Raw genomic sequence first — 13085 nt, forward strand, 5'->3', positions numbered from 1 at the left:
AGCATCACCACAGCACCTACCTCCTCCTCGGCAGCCACTGCCCGGGCAGTCCTGGACGCTGCCTTCCCGGCCGGCCTCGGCGCCTTCCTGGACGGCAAGACCGTTCCCGGCGGCGGGGAGAGCATCACCCTCACCGCAGCGGCCACCGGCGAACCTTTTGCCACGTACGCGGACCCCGGTGCCGAGGGCGCCAACGCGATCCTGGAAAGCTCGACGGCGGGCGCAGCAGTGTGGGCCGCCATGAACGGCTTCGAACGGGCGGCAATCCTGCGCAACGTCAGCCGCGCCGTGGAAGCCCACGCGGAGGAACTTGCCATCCTCGAGTCGGCCACCACCGGCAAGCCGATCCGGGATGCCCGCGTTGAAGCCGCCAAGGTCGCCGAAATGTTCGGCTACTACGCCGGCTGGGCGGACAAGCTGACCGGCCAGACCATCCCCGTTCCCGGCAACTGGCACACCTACACTGAGCGCGTTCCGTGGGGCGTCGTCGTCGCCATCACGCCCTGGAACGCACCCCTGTTCACGGCCGGCTGGAACTCCGCCGCCCCGCTGGCCGCCGGCAACGCCGTGATCATCAAGCCCAGCGAATTCACCCCGGCCTCCTCGGTCCGGCTCGCCCAGCTGGCCCACGAAGCGGGGCTCCCGGCAGGCGTGTTCAACGTGGCCGCGGGGCTGGGCCAGACCGTGGGCGCCGCCCTGACCACCGACCGGCGCGTGGGCAAAATCAGCTTCATCGGCTCCGTCCCCACCGGGCGGCGCGTGGCTGTCGCGGCTGCGCAGGCCGGGATTCCGGCACTGCTGGAGCTCGGCGGCAAGAGTGCGAACATCGTGTTCGCCGACGCCGACCTGGACCGTGCCGCCGACGGCGCCATCTCGGCGATCTTCTCCGGCGCAGGGCAGTCCTGCGTCGCCGGATCGCGGCTCCTGGTGGAGCGGAGGGTGCACGCACAGTTCATTGAGCTGGTGGCTGCGAAGGCCGCGAGGCTGCGGATCGGTGACCCGCTCAGCGCGGACACCGAGGTGGGACCGATCATCACAGCCCAGCAGTTCGCCACGGTCAACACCCTCATCGAGGCAGGAATGCACGACGGCGGCCGCCGGGTCACCGGGGCGTCGCTTCCAGATGCCCTCGCCGGGTCCGCGCTGTCCGGCGGGCATTGGGTCATGCCCACCCTGCTCGACGGCGTCACCCCCGCCAACCGCCTCGAAACCACGGAGGTTTTCGGTCCCGTGGTGGGCGCCGACGCTTTCGACACCGAGGCGGAAGCCATCGCAAGGGCGAATAACACCAACTTCGGCCTGGCCGGCGCCGTGTGGACCTCCGACATCTCCCGGGCCCACCACATTGCCCGCGAGGTGAAGGCGGGGACATTCTGGATCAACTCCTACAAGACCATCCACGTGGCAGTTCCTTTCGGCGGCTTCGGCGATTCCGGCCACGGGCGTTCCTCGGGCCCGGGCGTCCTGGACGAGTACACCCAGACCAAGGCCATCTGGGTGCCCACGCGGGCGGCAGGGTCCCCTTTCCCGTCCCTCTCCTACTAAAGCGGCTTACTCAAAGCGACTTACTAAAGCGTCCTACGAGAACAGGCAGACACTCATGGAACTGACAGACTCAACCACCGCCCTGGCGACGCTCCGCACGGCCCTTGCGGGCGGCGTCGAAAACTGGAAGCCCCGCGTCCGGGCCATGGCGCGGGAAATCCACTCTGCCAAGGAGGTCTCCTTCGAGGAGGTCCGCTCGGCCGAGGCGGCAGCGGCACTGCTGGCCGAAGGCGGCTTCGAGGTGGAACGCGGAACCGGCGGGCTTCCCACAGCGTTCACCGCGAGCGCGGGGAGCGGCGACCTGACGGTGGCGCTGTGCGTGGAATACGATGCGCTGCCGGACATCGGGCATGCGTGCGGGCACAACTTGATCGCGGGCGCATCCGTGGCCGCCGCGCTGGCCCTGCGACCGTATGTGGACGAGCTGGGCATCACGCTGAAAGCCATCGGAACCCCGGCCGAGGAACATGGCGGCGGCAAGGTGCTCATGCTGGAGCAGGGAGCGTTCGACGGCGTCGGGCTGGCGTTGATGGTTCATCCCGTCCAGGACGGCCTGACCTACAACCCGGCCGGTACCAGCGCGCAGGCGGTGGGCCGGTACAAGGCGACGTTCACCGGCAAGGCCGCGCACGCGGCGGCGGCCCCGCACCTGGGTGTGAACGCTGCGGACGCCGCCGTATTGAGCCAGGTGGCCATCGGACTGCTCCGCCAGCAAATCCCCGCGGACCACCGCATCGCCTGCTTCGTCGCGGAAGCCGGACACGTCACCAACATCATTCCGGAACGGGCGGTGGTCCAGTTTGAATGCCGGGCCTTCACGCTGCCCGAATACGAGGCCTTGCTGGTGCGTGTCCGCCGCTGCTTCGAAGGAGCCGCGCTGGCCACCGGGACAACCCTGGCTATTGAAGAAACCGAACCCCTCTATGAACCCCTGCTTCAGGATGACGCCTTGGCTGCGCACTGGACCGGTGCGATGGACGTGTTCGGCAAGGACACATCCCGCTCGTCAGGCCTTAGCGGTGGCTCAACCGACATGGGCAACATCTCCCAGGTCATCCCGTCCCTGCATCCATGGCTGAGCATCCCGGGGGCCGACGTTCCCATCCACTCGCATGCGTTCGCCGCGCTTGCCGACACCCCGGAGGCCTACGGGGTGATGTTCGAGGCAGCCACCGCGCTGGCCTGGACCATCGCCGCAGCAGCCTCAACCCCCACCCAACGAGAACGCTTCATCAAAGCGGCATACCGCCGTCGTACTTTCACCCAGGAAGGCACATCATGAGCAGCACTACCAAAACCGCGCGGATAGATAAGGCCGGCACCAAGCTGACCATCCCGATTGCCGCCCTGGCCCTGGTGATCGCCGTCGCGGTCCAGTTCATCGGGCAGGCCAAGATCGACGTCGGAATCGGCGCGATCATCATCTTCCCCATGGTGTGGGGCCTCATTGTGGGCCTGCTCGTCTCCATCCAGAAGTTCAAACCGCTCGGCCTTGACCTCCAGCGCGTTGCGGCCGCCCTGGTGGGTGTCGCCGTACTGCTCCTGGTGGCCCGGCTGGCCTTCAACATCGGGCCCAGCCTTCCCAGCCTCATCAAGGCAGGCCCGGCGCTGCTCCTCCAGGAGGTGGGCCACCTGCTGGGCACCATCGTGCTGGCACTCCCCCTGGCTGTCCTGCTCCGGATGGGCAAGGCCACCGTGGGCGCCACGTTCTCCCTGGACCGGGAACCGTCCTTCGCCATGGTCTCCGAAAAATACGGACCGGATTCGGACCAGTACCGCGGCGTGCTGGCCATGTACGTTTTCGGCACGCTGTTCGGCGCCGTGTTCATCACGCTTCTCACTTCCCTGGTGGCCAACTGGAAGATCTTCGATCCCCTGGCCCTGGCCATGGGCGCCGGCGTGGGTTCCGGCTCCATGATGGCGGCCTCCGCGGCCAGCATCGTGGCCGCCTACCCGGCGGACCAGGAAGCCATCCTGGGCATGGCAGCCGTGTCCAACCTGATCACCACCGTCCTCGGCGTTTATGTGGGCATCTACATTGCGCTGCCGCTGGCCGACCGCTTCTACAAGGCGCTCACCCGCAAGCAGACAGCCCGCGAAACTGCCGCCGTCACGGCAGGCGCCACCGCCCAGCGCAGCGCCGCCGACATCGACCGCGAGGCAGCACAGGCGGAGGAAAACCGACTCTTCCGCGAGCGCGTGGCCGAATCCTCGGCGGCCATCAAGCTCCCGCTGTGGCTGTCGCTCTCAGTCCTGACGATCCTCGGCATCGGCACGGCGTCGGTGGCGGCCAAGGGATTCAGCCTGTCCATTGTCGCCGGGTACGGAATCATGCTGGGCCTGGTCCTGGTGAGCATTGCGCTGGCGAAGCTCACCCGGAAGATCTCGGCGATCGTGTACATCACCACTATCGGCGCCTACATCTCCAGCCCCTGGTTCTTCGGCGCCGAGGCACTCACCGGGTTCATCAAGACCGTCGACTTCCTGTCCATCGCCACCGTTATGCTGACGCTCGCGGGCCTGTCCCTCGGCAAGGACATCCCGCTGCTGAAGAACATCGGCTGGAAGATCATTCCCGTAGGCCTGGTGGCCATCACGGCGTCCTTCCTGCTTTCCACCGTGATCGCGGAGTTCGCCCTGGGTCTCTGGCACTAACACGGAGTTTTTGTCCAGATACAGCGACTTACGAGGCCCCCAACTCGTGATATCTGGACAAAAACTCCAACGGCTTTTCGGAACAGAAGGAACGGACGACGGCGGGACCTCCCGCCGTCGTCCGCTTGCGTTCGGGGCCGCTCCCCTCCGGCGGTCAGCTTTTGGGGGTCAGTTTTCAGGCAGTCAGCTTTCGGGCAGGCGCCCGGCGAGTCCCTGGAGCGACGGTTCGCGGCCCAGCTCCACATGCGCATAGGCCAGCGCCGCCGCCAGCTCCGCCTTGCCGTCGTAAATGGCCTTGCACAGGCTCAGGTGCTCGGCGCACTGAACCTGGGGGTCACGGTGCCCGGTCAGGGTGAAGAGCCACTGCATCCTGCCCAGCAGGGGCTTCATGGAGTACTCCAGCAGCGAGTTGCCCCCCATCGCCACGATCTCTGCGTGCAGGGCGGTGTTGATCAGCGGTATCTGCGCGTGATCATGGCGCAGCGTTGCGTCCTCCGCCTGGTCCATGATCTGCTGCAGCCCGGACGACGACTGGCCCCTCGCCGCGGCGTGGGCTGCGAGGCGCGCGGCCAGGACCTCCAGGCTGAGCCGCACATCAAAGAGCTCGTTGACGTCCCGCAGGGTGATTTGTTTAACGGTGGCGCCTCGGCGCGGGGAGGCGTCAATGAAGCCCTCGGCCTCCAGCTGCTGCAGTGCTTCGCGGACGGGCACCCGGGATACAGCCAGGGTCTGGGACAGCTCGCGTTCCCGGAGCCGGGACCCCGGCGCGAAGTCCCCTGAGATGATCAGCTCCCGGATCCGTGCCCGGGCAGTGTCAGCCGACGATGCGGGAGATTCCGCCTGGACTGTCATTCATGCCTCCGTTGTGCTGCCGCGTCTGACGTCCGCGGTCTCTCAGTTATTCAGCGCCACGCGCGTGCCAACCCCCTGTCTGAGCGCAGCGTCGTACAGGAGCCGCCCGATGGCAAGGTCCTGCAGACCGATACCCACCGAGTTGAACAAGGTTACGTCCTCATCGCCACGGCGTCCTGCTCTTGTCCCCGCTGCCACGTCACCAAGCTCGGCTTCCACGTCCTCGAAGCTCATGACACCTTCGGTCACCGGGATGATCAGTCCGCCGGACTTGGCCCGGGCCGTGGCCAGGCTGTCCACAAAAACCCTCGCCCGCACCATTCCTGCGGAATCAATCTCCCGGTGGTCTGCCCGGGGACGGGATCCGACGGCGTTCACATGCAGCCCGGGCTTGAACCACTCGCCCTTGACCAGCGGCTCAACGGCCGGCGTGAGGGTGCACAGCACGTCGGCAGCCTCCACCACTTCCTGGACGCTGGAGACGCGGGTGATGTTCAGGCCGTGGCGGGAAACCTCCCCGCAGAAGGCGGCCACCGTGTCCGCGGAACGAGACCACACCACCACCTTTTCGATCGGAAGGACGGCCAGCATCGCTTCCACATGGGCCACGGCCAGCGCGCCTGCACCGACGAGTCCCAGGGTGGTGCTGCCGGGCCTCGCGAGGAGCTTCGTGGCCACGGCGCTGGCAGCGGCCGTGCGGACCCGGGTGGGGACTTTCCCGTCCAGGATGGCCAGTGTCTCGCCGGTCAACTGGGAGACAAGCATGATGGTGGACCGCTGGGTGGGCAGGCCGGACTCCCGGTTCGCCGGGATGTCCGCCAGCAGCTTCACCGCTGCCAACTCCTCGGCGCCGGACAGCGCTGCCATCGGCAGGAACCGCGCGTCCGAGGACGGCAGGAGAAGGGAATCCGGCGCCGGCTGAACGGCGGTTCCCCGGCTGAGGCCGGCGAAAACGCGTTCGACGGCGGCAATGGTCCCCGGCATGTCGGCCAGGGCCTGGAGCTCGGAGGCTTTAAGAATCAGTGTCATGGTCGCTTTCCCCGTGCAGATCAGAGGTCGTTCCGGACAAGGACTCCCTGCGCCACCACGGCCCGGATTCCCTCCAGGGCGGAGCCGCTGGTCAAGGGATCAGAGTCCACAATGACGGCGTCCGCAAAGGAACCGCGCACCAGGCGCCCTGCATCCTCACTCCAGCCGAGGAGGGCGGCGGCATTTACTGTCGCGGCCCGCAAGGCGTCCAGCGGCGAAAGCCCGGCCTCGACCAGCAGGCGTGCTTCGGTGCCGATCGGGGTCACGTCCGATCCGAAAGAGTCCGTCCCTGCGACGACGGTGACGCCGGCTTCATGGGCGGCTTTCACGGCCGCTTTGATGATGGGGGTGTACTCCTTGCCGCGGGCGGCAAGGATCGGGTTGGAGGAAGCCGCCATGCTGGTGATGGCATCCATGGTGGGAGTGAAGTATGTCCCGCGGCTGGCCATCCGGGAGATGGTCTCCTCGCTGACGAAGACGCCGTGCTCGATGCTGCGCACGCCGGCCCGGACCGCGCCGTCGATCCCTTCCGCGCTGTAGGCATGGCACAGCACGCCTGCTTTGCCTGCGGCCTTGACCACCGCGGACAGTTGCTCGTAGTTGTAGACCAGTTCGCGGGGGTCCTGTTCCGGCAGGCCCGCCCGGGGGTTGGCCCGGGTCTTGATCACGCGGGCGCCGCGTTTCAGGTTGACCTTGGTGAGGTAGGCGAGGTCGGTCGGTTCGGTCACTCCCCCGGACAGGGCTGCGAGCGGTGCCAGGTCCGGGTCCGCGAGGAGGGAGTCCCCCAGCTCGGGTGAGATGAACAGCCCTGCCGGGCTCATCCGGGGCGAGGCGCCGGCGGCCCAGGCGGGCAGGGCAGCGAGGGCGACGTCCTGGTAGAAGCTGCTGGAGCCACTCCTGACACTGGTGGCTCCGCCCTGCAGGATGGCCCGTGCATCCGACAGCGCGTTCGCATGGACATGCACGTCGATGAGGCCGGGAAGGACCCAGCGTCCGGAAGCGTTGACGATGCGGGCCCGGCCGGCAAGGGCGGCTACGGCACGGCGGGTCTCGTCACGGCTGCCCACCGCGGTGACTTTGCCGCCCTCCAGCACAAGGACTCCGTCTGCCACCGCATCGCCGGTCTTGGGGTCCACGATGGTGCCGCCCTCGATGATCATGGGCTGGGGTGAAGCGGGGCGGCCGGGGTAGCCGGGGCTTGCCGTGTTGCCCTCCGCTTTCGCCGCCGGGGCATTTCCCAGCTGGGCCGCAAGGCTCGCCACCGAGATTCCGGCGAGGGCGGCGGCCCCGGCGAGGATGCCGCGGCGCGGAACAGCGGCGGGAGGAAGGGCAGCCGGGGTGTGGTCGTGCAAGCACATAGTTTCTCCAAAGGGAAGGGGCCGCTCCGCAGCAGTGCGGGCGCCGGAGTCAGTGGGTCAAAGTCGTGGTTCCAGCAGGGGCGGATCAGCATCAACCACAGGATGGAGGGAGCCCCCGTACGCATCAACAATACTCGCTTTGGTATACCAAGCCAATAGCAGTAGTTCCCGAGATTACCGATGAAAGTCCTCAACCGACGTGGGCGGGAGACGTGATTTCCGCGTGCGGATAGGTGGGCGGGAACAGCGCGCCGGGCTCCCGGCGCCGGAGGTCCCTCTCCGAGTAGGCCGCCTTCATCTGGTCGAAGAGCCGCTGCCCCTCAGCTCGCAGCGCGTCGAGGTCAATGCCGGGCAGAGCCCCGTCGACAACGACGGGGCGCCCCGCTACGAAGGTGTCGGTCACCTGGCGCGCCGTGCCGTTGAGCACCAGCGTGCGCAGCGGATCCTCGACCACACCGTCGCCGAAGTGGCCCAGGGAAACAACCGTAATGTCGGCCTGCATGCCAGGTGCCAGCTTCCCCAGATCGTCCCGCCCCAGGGCCCTCGCACCACCGAGGGTGGCAGCGTCGAAGTAGTCAGCCAGGGTCCCGGCATCCGGCCGCTCCTCGACCAGCCGGGTCAGGTGCATGCCGACGTCCATGCCGCGCACCAGGTCCGGCGGGAAGGAGTCAGTACCCAGGCACAGGTTGACCCCGGCCTCACGGAAACGGTCAAACGAAACCAGCTGCTTCTGGTAGCGGAACGATGTCAGCGGGCAGTGCACAATGCTGACGCCGTGCCGGGCCAGCAGGTCCAGCGGGCCTCCGGGCGCCAACGCGGAGGGGTCCATGCCGTGGATCACCACGCCATGCGGAATGAGCAGCCGCGTGCCGAACAAGCCTGTGGAATCGAGCAGCTCCAGGACGCTGCGTCCCGCGGAATGTTGCAGCATCCCGTCCTCCAGCGGGGACTGCAGGCAATGGAGCCGGACAATCGCGTCCCGCTCCCGGGCGATCCGCGCCGTCTCCCGCATGAGCTCTTCGGACAACGTCTCGATGCGGCACGGCAGCAGGACGCCGGTGACAAGCGGGTCGGCGAGGCCGGCGGCGTGGTCCAGGAAACGCTCCGCGTCGCGCAGGCCGGCAAGTCCCTGCGCCTCATCGAAGTGGACTTCGCGATCACCCGCGGCAGTGGTGACGTGGACCCCGGACCGGTAGGCGGGACCGAGGTAGCCGCGCAGTCCGATCCGCCGGCTGGTCTCTGCCATGTCCACCAGTTCATCGAGGCCCTCAGCCCAGGCGCTGTGGATCTCTGACGCGATGGGCATGTAGGTGGTAATTCCGTGCAGTGCCAGCTGCGCGAGGGCGAATTCGCGGACCGTGGCGCGCTCCGCCGGAGTGAACACGTCCCGGCGGCGGTTGGCGAAGTAGTGCTCCGACCACAGGTGGCCGGCGGCGACGTCGGGCGTTGGCCACGAGTCCAGGATGAGGTGGTCTATGTCGGCGAGGGCATCCAGGTCAATGAGGCCGGGCATGACCAGGCTCTGGCCAAAGTCGCGCTCCTCATGGACCGGACCGGCGTAGTTGCGTCCGACGAAAACGATGGAATCTCCGTCGAAGACCACCTCGCCGTCCTCGGTGAGCGTGTGCCGGGCCCCGTCGAACCCCAGAACGTAGCGGGCTGAGATTTTCGTGTACATCGTGCCTCCTTGGCGGACTGCCGAAAAATGTGACTTGCCTCTCAATGGGTACGAGTATACAGTCATTTGGTATACCAAAGACCCGGTTCCGCAAAATGCGAGAAGTCTTTGTCCTGATCCCCGATCCCCCTCGAAAGGCCTGCGCCATGCGCAATGAAGCGAAGACCACAGACGGCTCCGTATCCGTCCTTGTGGACGCGGTACCGTCGCGTACGTTCCGTGCCCGGCCCGCCCTGTGGTTCGCGATGATCGCGATCTCCACCGCCGTCTGTGCCGTGGCCATCATGATCGGAACCCACAAGTTCCATCTCGGCCCGGCCGCCATCGTCCTGATGCCCATCCTGTGGACGGTGCTCATCGGCGGATTCCTCGGAGTCCAGAGATGGAAACCCATTGGAGGGCGTGCCCGCGCAGTCTCCACGCACCTGATGGACGTGTCCATCGTTTTCTTCCTGGCAGGCCTCGGCACGCAGATCGGCCCGTCGCTGACGAAGTTCACCAACATCGGTCCCGCGATCCTCCTGCAGGAGATGGGCCACGTCGTGGGCACCGTGATCCTCGCCCTTCCGGTCGCAGTTGCGCTGGGTTTGGGCCGCACGGCGATCGGAGCCACCTGGTCGATCGACCGTGAGTCCTACCTCGCCTTCGCCATCCAGCGCTTCGGCGTCCGCTCCCCCGAGTACCGGGGCGTGTTTGCTGTGTGGGTGCTGGGCAGCGTCTTCGGCGCAGTGTTCATCTCCCTCCTGGCAGGGCTCCTCGGCGGGTTGGACTTCTTTGACCCCCGCGCCCTTGCGCTGGGGCTCGGACTCGGATCCGCCTCCATGATGCTCGGCGGCGTGGGCGCGCTGTCCATCCTGTATCCGGAGATGGCGGGCGAGATCATGGCCCTCGCGGCCCTCTCCAACCTGGTCACCAACATCGTCGGCTTCTACGCCGGGGTCTTTATCGCGCTGCCCATGTGCCAGAAGCTCTACAAGATGTGGTCCCGCCTCTTCGGCCGGGACGACCTCGGCCGCCGTGTACGCCGCGGCGCCCTGGTCGGCGCTGCTGCCGGCACCCAAACGGGAGCCTCGAACTCAGCGCGCGCGGGCAGTGCGGTGATGGATGCGGAGGAGGCGTCCGGCAGCGACACGGTGGACGTCAACGGCATCGAAGCGGACCCCACTGTTGTCCGGACACCGAGGACCTGGCTCATCGCGTTCGCCGCCACCGGAGTGGCGGGCGTCCTGCTGAACGCCCTCGGCACCGGTACCGCCCGGCCGTTGGATGCCGTCGGCGTGCTCATCCTGCTGGCACTGACCGCCGTCGCGCTGGTACTTGCGAAACTCGTCCCGGCGGTTCCGTCCAGCATCTGGGTCCTGGCCCTGGCCACCATAGCCTCGGCAACGTTCCTGCCCATCGGCCCCTTCATCGCATCCACCACGCAGCACATCAACGTCCTCTTCGCAGGTTTGCCCATGATCGCCCTGATCGGCATGTCCCTGGGCCGCGACGTGAAGGCGCTGCGCTCACTGAGCTGGAAGATTGTCATCGTTGCGCTGATGACGTTCACGGCGAGCTTCCTCGCCGCGGCAGTCATCGCGCAGGTTGCCTTCCAGTTCTAGTACGTGCTGCTGTGGGAGGGCACCGGTCCCCGCGGACCGGCGCCCTCCCCGCCGTCGTTAACTTCTCCGTCGAAAGGAATGAACCATGCTCATCACCAATGTCCGCCCCTGGGGCGGGGACGCCGTAGACCTCGAGGTTCGGGAGGGGAGGATTGCCGCCGTTCACCCGGCGGGGACCGCCGTCGAAGTAGCTGACTCCTCCGGCGGGGCGATCGACGGGCGTGGCCGGATCGCCATGCCCGCCTTTACCGACGTACACGTCCACCTCGATTCGACGCGGATCGGGCTGCCGTTCCGGGAGCACACCGCCTCGCCTGGTGTGTGGAACATGATGTGCAATGACCGGGAAAACTGGCGCGACACCCCCATTCCCTACAGGGATGTCGTGGCAGGAACGCTGGAGCGGATGATTGCGCGCGGCACCACGCGGGTCCGTTCGTACGCGCAGATCGACGTGGACTGCAAGCTTGAGCGGTTTGAGGCGGTGCTGGCCGCGAAGGAGCGTTTCGCCCACGCCGCCGACGTGGAGGTGATGGCTTTTCCCCAGGCGGGCCTCCTGCTTGAGGACGGCACAGTTCCGCTCCTTGAGGAGGCCCTGCGTGCGGGCGCGACAACCATCGGCGGCATTGATCCCTGCCAGCTGGACCGTGACCCGGTGCGCCACCTGGACATCGTGTTCGGCCTGGCGGAGAAGTACGGGGTGGACGTCGACATCCACCTGCACGAGCCGGGCCACCTGGGTGTCTTCAGCGCGGAACTTGTCTTCGAACGCACCCGCGCACTGGGTATGGAAGGACGCGTCTCGCTGTCCCACGCCTATGATCTGGCCAATGTCCACCCCGATGTGACCGCCCGGCTCGTGGAGCAGATGGCCGAGTTGGACGTCGCCTGGGCGACCGTTGCCCCGGCTACCGGCGGCACGCAGTTCGACCTGGCCCGCATGACCGGGGCCGGGATCCGTGTCGGTCTGGGCGAGGACGGCCAGCGGGACTACTGGAGTCCGTACGGCAATTGCGACATGCTGGACCGCACCTGGCAACTGGCCTTCACACACCGGCTGCGCAAGGACCTGCTGATCGAGCACTGTGCGGCGATCGCCACCATCGGAGGCGCCTCCATCATGGACCGCACCGTGGAGCGGCTCACCAGTCCGGACCACCGGCCGGGCCTGGCACCCGGGGATCGGGCCGACATAGTCCTGGTCGACGGTGAGACCGTCACCAGCACCGTCATGGACCGCGGCACCGACCGCACCGTCATCCACGACGGCAGGCTCGTCGCGGACGGCCTGGCCGTTCTCCCTAGCCCGGCGGCGTAGTCAGCCGGGCTGCACTTCCGCACGAAAGAGCCGGACGACGGCGGGACCTCCCGCCGTCGTCCGCCTGCTTTCAGGTCGTCCGCTGCGCCTGCCGAACGGCGGTCAGCGCCCCTGCGCGGAACGGGGTGTGGTGATCCGGGCGACCGCCTCCGCCGTCACCGCCCGGTCGTGCTGTTCGGTATCCAAAGCTGCGTGCAGGAAGGAGCCTTCGATCAGTGCGTCCAGCATCCGGCACGTGACGGGGTCGAAGTGGCGGCCCAGGGAGGTGCGGCTCTGCCGCATCCAGGCGTGGGTGATGGCCCGGTAGGCCGGGTCCCGTGCTGCCAGCGTGTACAGCTCCCGGAATAAATCGATACCGCCAACAAAAGGTGAATTTTCGGGCCCGCGCAATTAGCGCCGGCCGCTCGCTACAAATTTATGTACTTTGTTTATTAGGTCGCCAGCGGCAAGTCGAAAAGCTGCTCCGCAAGCCGGATTAGATGGCGGGGTGCGTCTAATTCCTGAACATACCTTCCATGGCCAAGGAAAATTGCCGTTCCGTTGAAGGCTTCCTGGAGATTGATGCCTGCTTCGCGGATGAGCACTTCAGCCCTGATGTTCGAGGGCATGGGGTGTCCCTGCTCATTCAAGTAGACATGCCAGTCTGCGCCCGTGATGGATTCGATGTTTCCCGCAAGCAGTTTCTGCAGTGCGGCCATGTCCGTGTTCACGGGTTCGATGCGCACAGGCTGGGTGATGCGGGCCGGTACGACCAAGGCGTTGTAGGCAGTGTTCATGGACTTGTCCTTGTCACTGAACGGGCTGAACGGTCCCCAGCAGCGGCGGGTGGTGCGGGCGGCCGACGGGGCTAGGAGTTCCGCATTCGACCGCCCGCAAGATGTTAGCGCTGGTTCTTGCGCGGCTTTATGAACTGAATTTCACTAGTTTCATTTTTTGCTTTTTTATCGGCGCGCTTTTCGAGAATAGATTTACCCGCCTTTTTGGCGCCAGCGCTTCTGGGCGATTTTCCTGACATTGGAATCACACCTTTCAAGGGTTTGTGCTTA

General features: G+C 66.7%; 12 protein-coding genes. 5 read left to right on the forward strand and 7 right to left on the reverse strand.

Going from position 1 to position 13085, the window contains the following annotated elements:
- From WMN78_RS02095 to WMN78_RS02105, 3 genes are all read left to right on the forward strand, one after another.
- Nucleotides 1–1545, forward strand: a 1545-nt coding sequence (locus WMN78_RS02095) for an aldehyde dehydrogenase family protein (RefSeq protein ID WP_340531745.1), incomplete at its 5' end; no start/stop codon positions are given.
- A gap of 55 nt (nt 1546–1600) precedes the next feature.
- Complete coding sequence (locus tag WMN78_RS02100) at nt 1601–2827, forward strand: amidohydrolase (protein ID WP_340531746.1); 1227 nt, start codon at nt 1601–1603, stop codon at nt 2825–2827.
- Nucleotides 2824–4200, forward strand: a complete 1377-nt coding sequence (locus tag WMN78_RS02105; protein WP_340531747.1) for a DUF3100 domain-containing protein — start codon at nt 2824–2826, stop codon at nt 4198–4200. The genes WMN78_RS02100 and WMN78_RS02105 overlap by 4 nt, the downstream gene beginning before the upstream one ends.
- Nucleotides 4201–4383: 183 nt before the next feature.
- On the opposite strand, the gene WMN78_RS02110 is transcribed toward WMN78_RS02105, so the two are convergent.
- The 4 genes from WMN78_RS02110 to WMN78_RS02125 all read right to left on the reverse strand — a co-directional run bounded on the left by WMN78_RS02110 (nt 4384) and on the right by WMN78_RS02125 (nt 9117).
- The gene (locus tag WMN78_RS02110) at nt 4384–5052 is read right to left on the reverse strand and encodes a GntR family transcriptional regulator (protein WP_340531748.1); all 669 of its coding nucleotides are present in this window, start codon (nt 5050–5052) and stop codon (nt 4384–4386) included.
- 42 nt (nt 5053–5094) lie between these two features.
- Nucleotides 5095–6081, reverse strand: coding sequence for an ornithine cyclodeaminase family protein (locus tag WMN78_RS02115; RefSeq protein WP_340531749.1), 987 nt, complete (start codon nt 6079–6081; stop codon nt 5095–5097).
- 20 nt (nt 6082–6101) lie between these two features.
- Nucleotides 6102–7439: an amidohydrolase family protein gene (locus WMN78_RS02120; RefSeq protein ID WP_340531750.1), complete on the reverse strand. Its 1338-nt coding sequence runs from the start codon at nt 7437–7439 to the stop codon at nt 6102–6104.
- A gap of 190 nt (nt 7440–7629) precedes the next feature.
- Nucleotides 7630–9117 carry an amidohydrolase family protein gene (locus WMN78_RS02125; protein ID WP_340531751.1) on the reverse strand — a complete coding sequence of 496 codons (1488 nt, stop codon included), beginning with the start codon at nt 9115–9117 and terminating at the stop codon, nt 7630–7632.
- 146 nt (nt 9118–9263) lie between these two features.
- Here WMN78_RS02125 and WMN78_RS02130 point away from each other — a divergent pair, with 146 nt between their 5' ends.
- Together WMN78_RS02130 and WMN78_RS02135 are read left to right on the forward strand one after the other, a co-directional pair.
- Nucleotides 9264–10721, forward strand: a complete 1458-nt coding sequence (locus WMN78_RS02130; protein WP_340531752.1) for a DUF3100 domain-containing protein — start codon at nt 9264–9266, stop codon at nt 10719–10721.
- Between the two features lie 85 nt (nt 10722–10806).
- The gene (locus WMN78_RS02135; protein ID WP_340531753.1) at nt 10807–12039 is read left to right on the forward strand and encodes an amidohydrolase family protein; all 1233 of its coding nucleotides are present in this window, start codon (nt 10807–10809) and stop codon (nt 12037–12039) included.
- Between the two features lie 102 nt (nt 12040–12141).
- On the opposite strand, the gene WMN78_RS02140 is transcribed toward WMN78_RS02135, so the two are convergent.
- From WMN78_RS02140 to WMN78_RS02150, 3 genes are all read right to left on the reverse strand, one after another.
- Complete coding sequence (locus tag WMN78_RS02140; RefSeq protein WP_340531755.1) at nt 12142–12429, reverse strand: hypothetical protein; 288 nt, start codon at nt 12427–12429, stop codon at nt 12142–12144.
- Between the two features lie 41 nt (nt 12430–12470).
- Entirely contained in the window at nt 12471–12815 is a 345-nt protein-coding gene (locus WMN78_RS02145; RefSeq protein WP_340531756.1) for a DUF3846 domain-containing protein, read from the reverse strand.
- Nucleotides 12816–12919: 104 nt separating this feature from the next.
- A complete protein-coding gene (locus WMN78_RS02150) occupies nt 12920–13054 on the reverse strand; it encodes a hypothetical protein (RefSeq protein WP_340531757.1) in 135 nt (44 codons plus the stop codon).
- Between the last annotated feature and the right edge of the window lie 31 nt (nt 13055–13085).

It is taken from the genome of Arthrobacter oryzae, from assembly GCF_037911235.1.
GTDB lineage: Bacteria > Actinomycetota > Actinomycetes > Actinomycetales > Micrococcaceae > Arthrobacter > Arthrobacter oryzae_E.

Bases quoted from the DNA above. Each gene is read 5' to 3' on its own strand.
- WMN78_RS02145 (WP_340531756.1), bottom strand. From the start codon at position 12,815: ATGAACACTGCCTACAACGCCTTGGTCGTACCGGCCCGCATCACCCAG.
- WMN78_RS02130 (WP_340531752.1), top strand. From the start codon at position 9,264: ATGCGCAATGAAGCGAAGACCACAGACGGCTCCGTATCCGTCCTTGTG.
- WMN78_RS02100 (WP_340531746.1), top strand. From the start codon at position 1,601: ATGGAACTGACAGACTCAACCACCGCCCTGGCGACGCTCCGCACGGCC.
- WMN78_RS02105 (WP_340531747.1), top strand. From the start codon at position 2,824: ATGAGCAGCACTACCAAAACCGCGCGGATAGATAAGGCCGGCACCAAG.
- WMN78_RS02150 (WP_340531757.1), bottom strand. From the start codon at position 13,054: ATGTCAGGAAAATCGCCCAGAAGCGCTGGCGCCAAAAAGGCGGGTAAA.
- WMN78_RS02135 (WP_340531753.1), top strand. From the start codon at position 10,807: ATGCTCATCACCAATGTCCGCCCCTGGGGCGGGGACGCCGTAGACCTC.
- WMN78_RS02120 (WP_340531750.1), bottom strand. From the start codon at position 7,439: ATGTGCTTGCACGACCACACCCCGGCTGCCCTTCCTCCCGCCGCTGTT.
- WMN78_RS02125 (WP_340531751.1), bottom strand. From the start codon at position 9,117: ATGTACACGAAAATCTCAGCCCGCTACGTTCTGGGGTTCGACGGGGCC.
- WMN78_RS02115 (WP_340531749.1), bottom strand. From the start codon at position 6,081: ATGACACTGATTCTTAAAGCCTCCGAGCTCCAGGCCCTGGCCGACATG.
- WMN78_RS02110 (WP_340531748.1), bottom strand. From the start codon at position 5,052: ATGACAGTCCAGGCGGAATCTCCCGCATCGTCGGCTGACACTGCCCGG.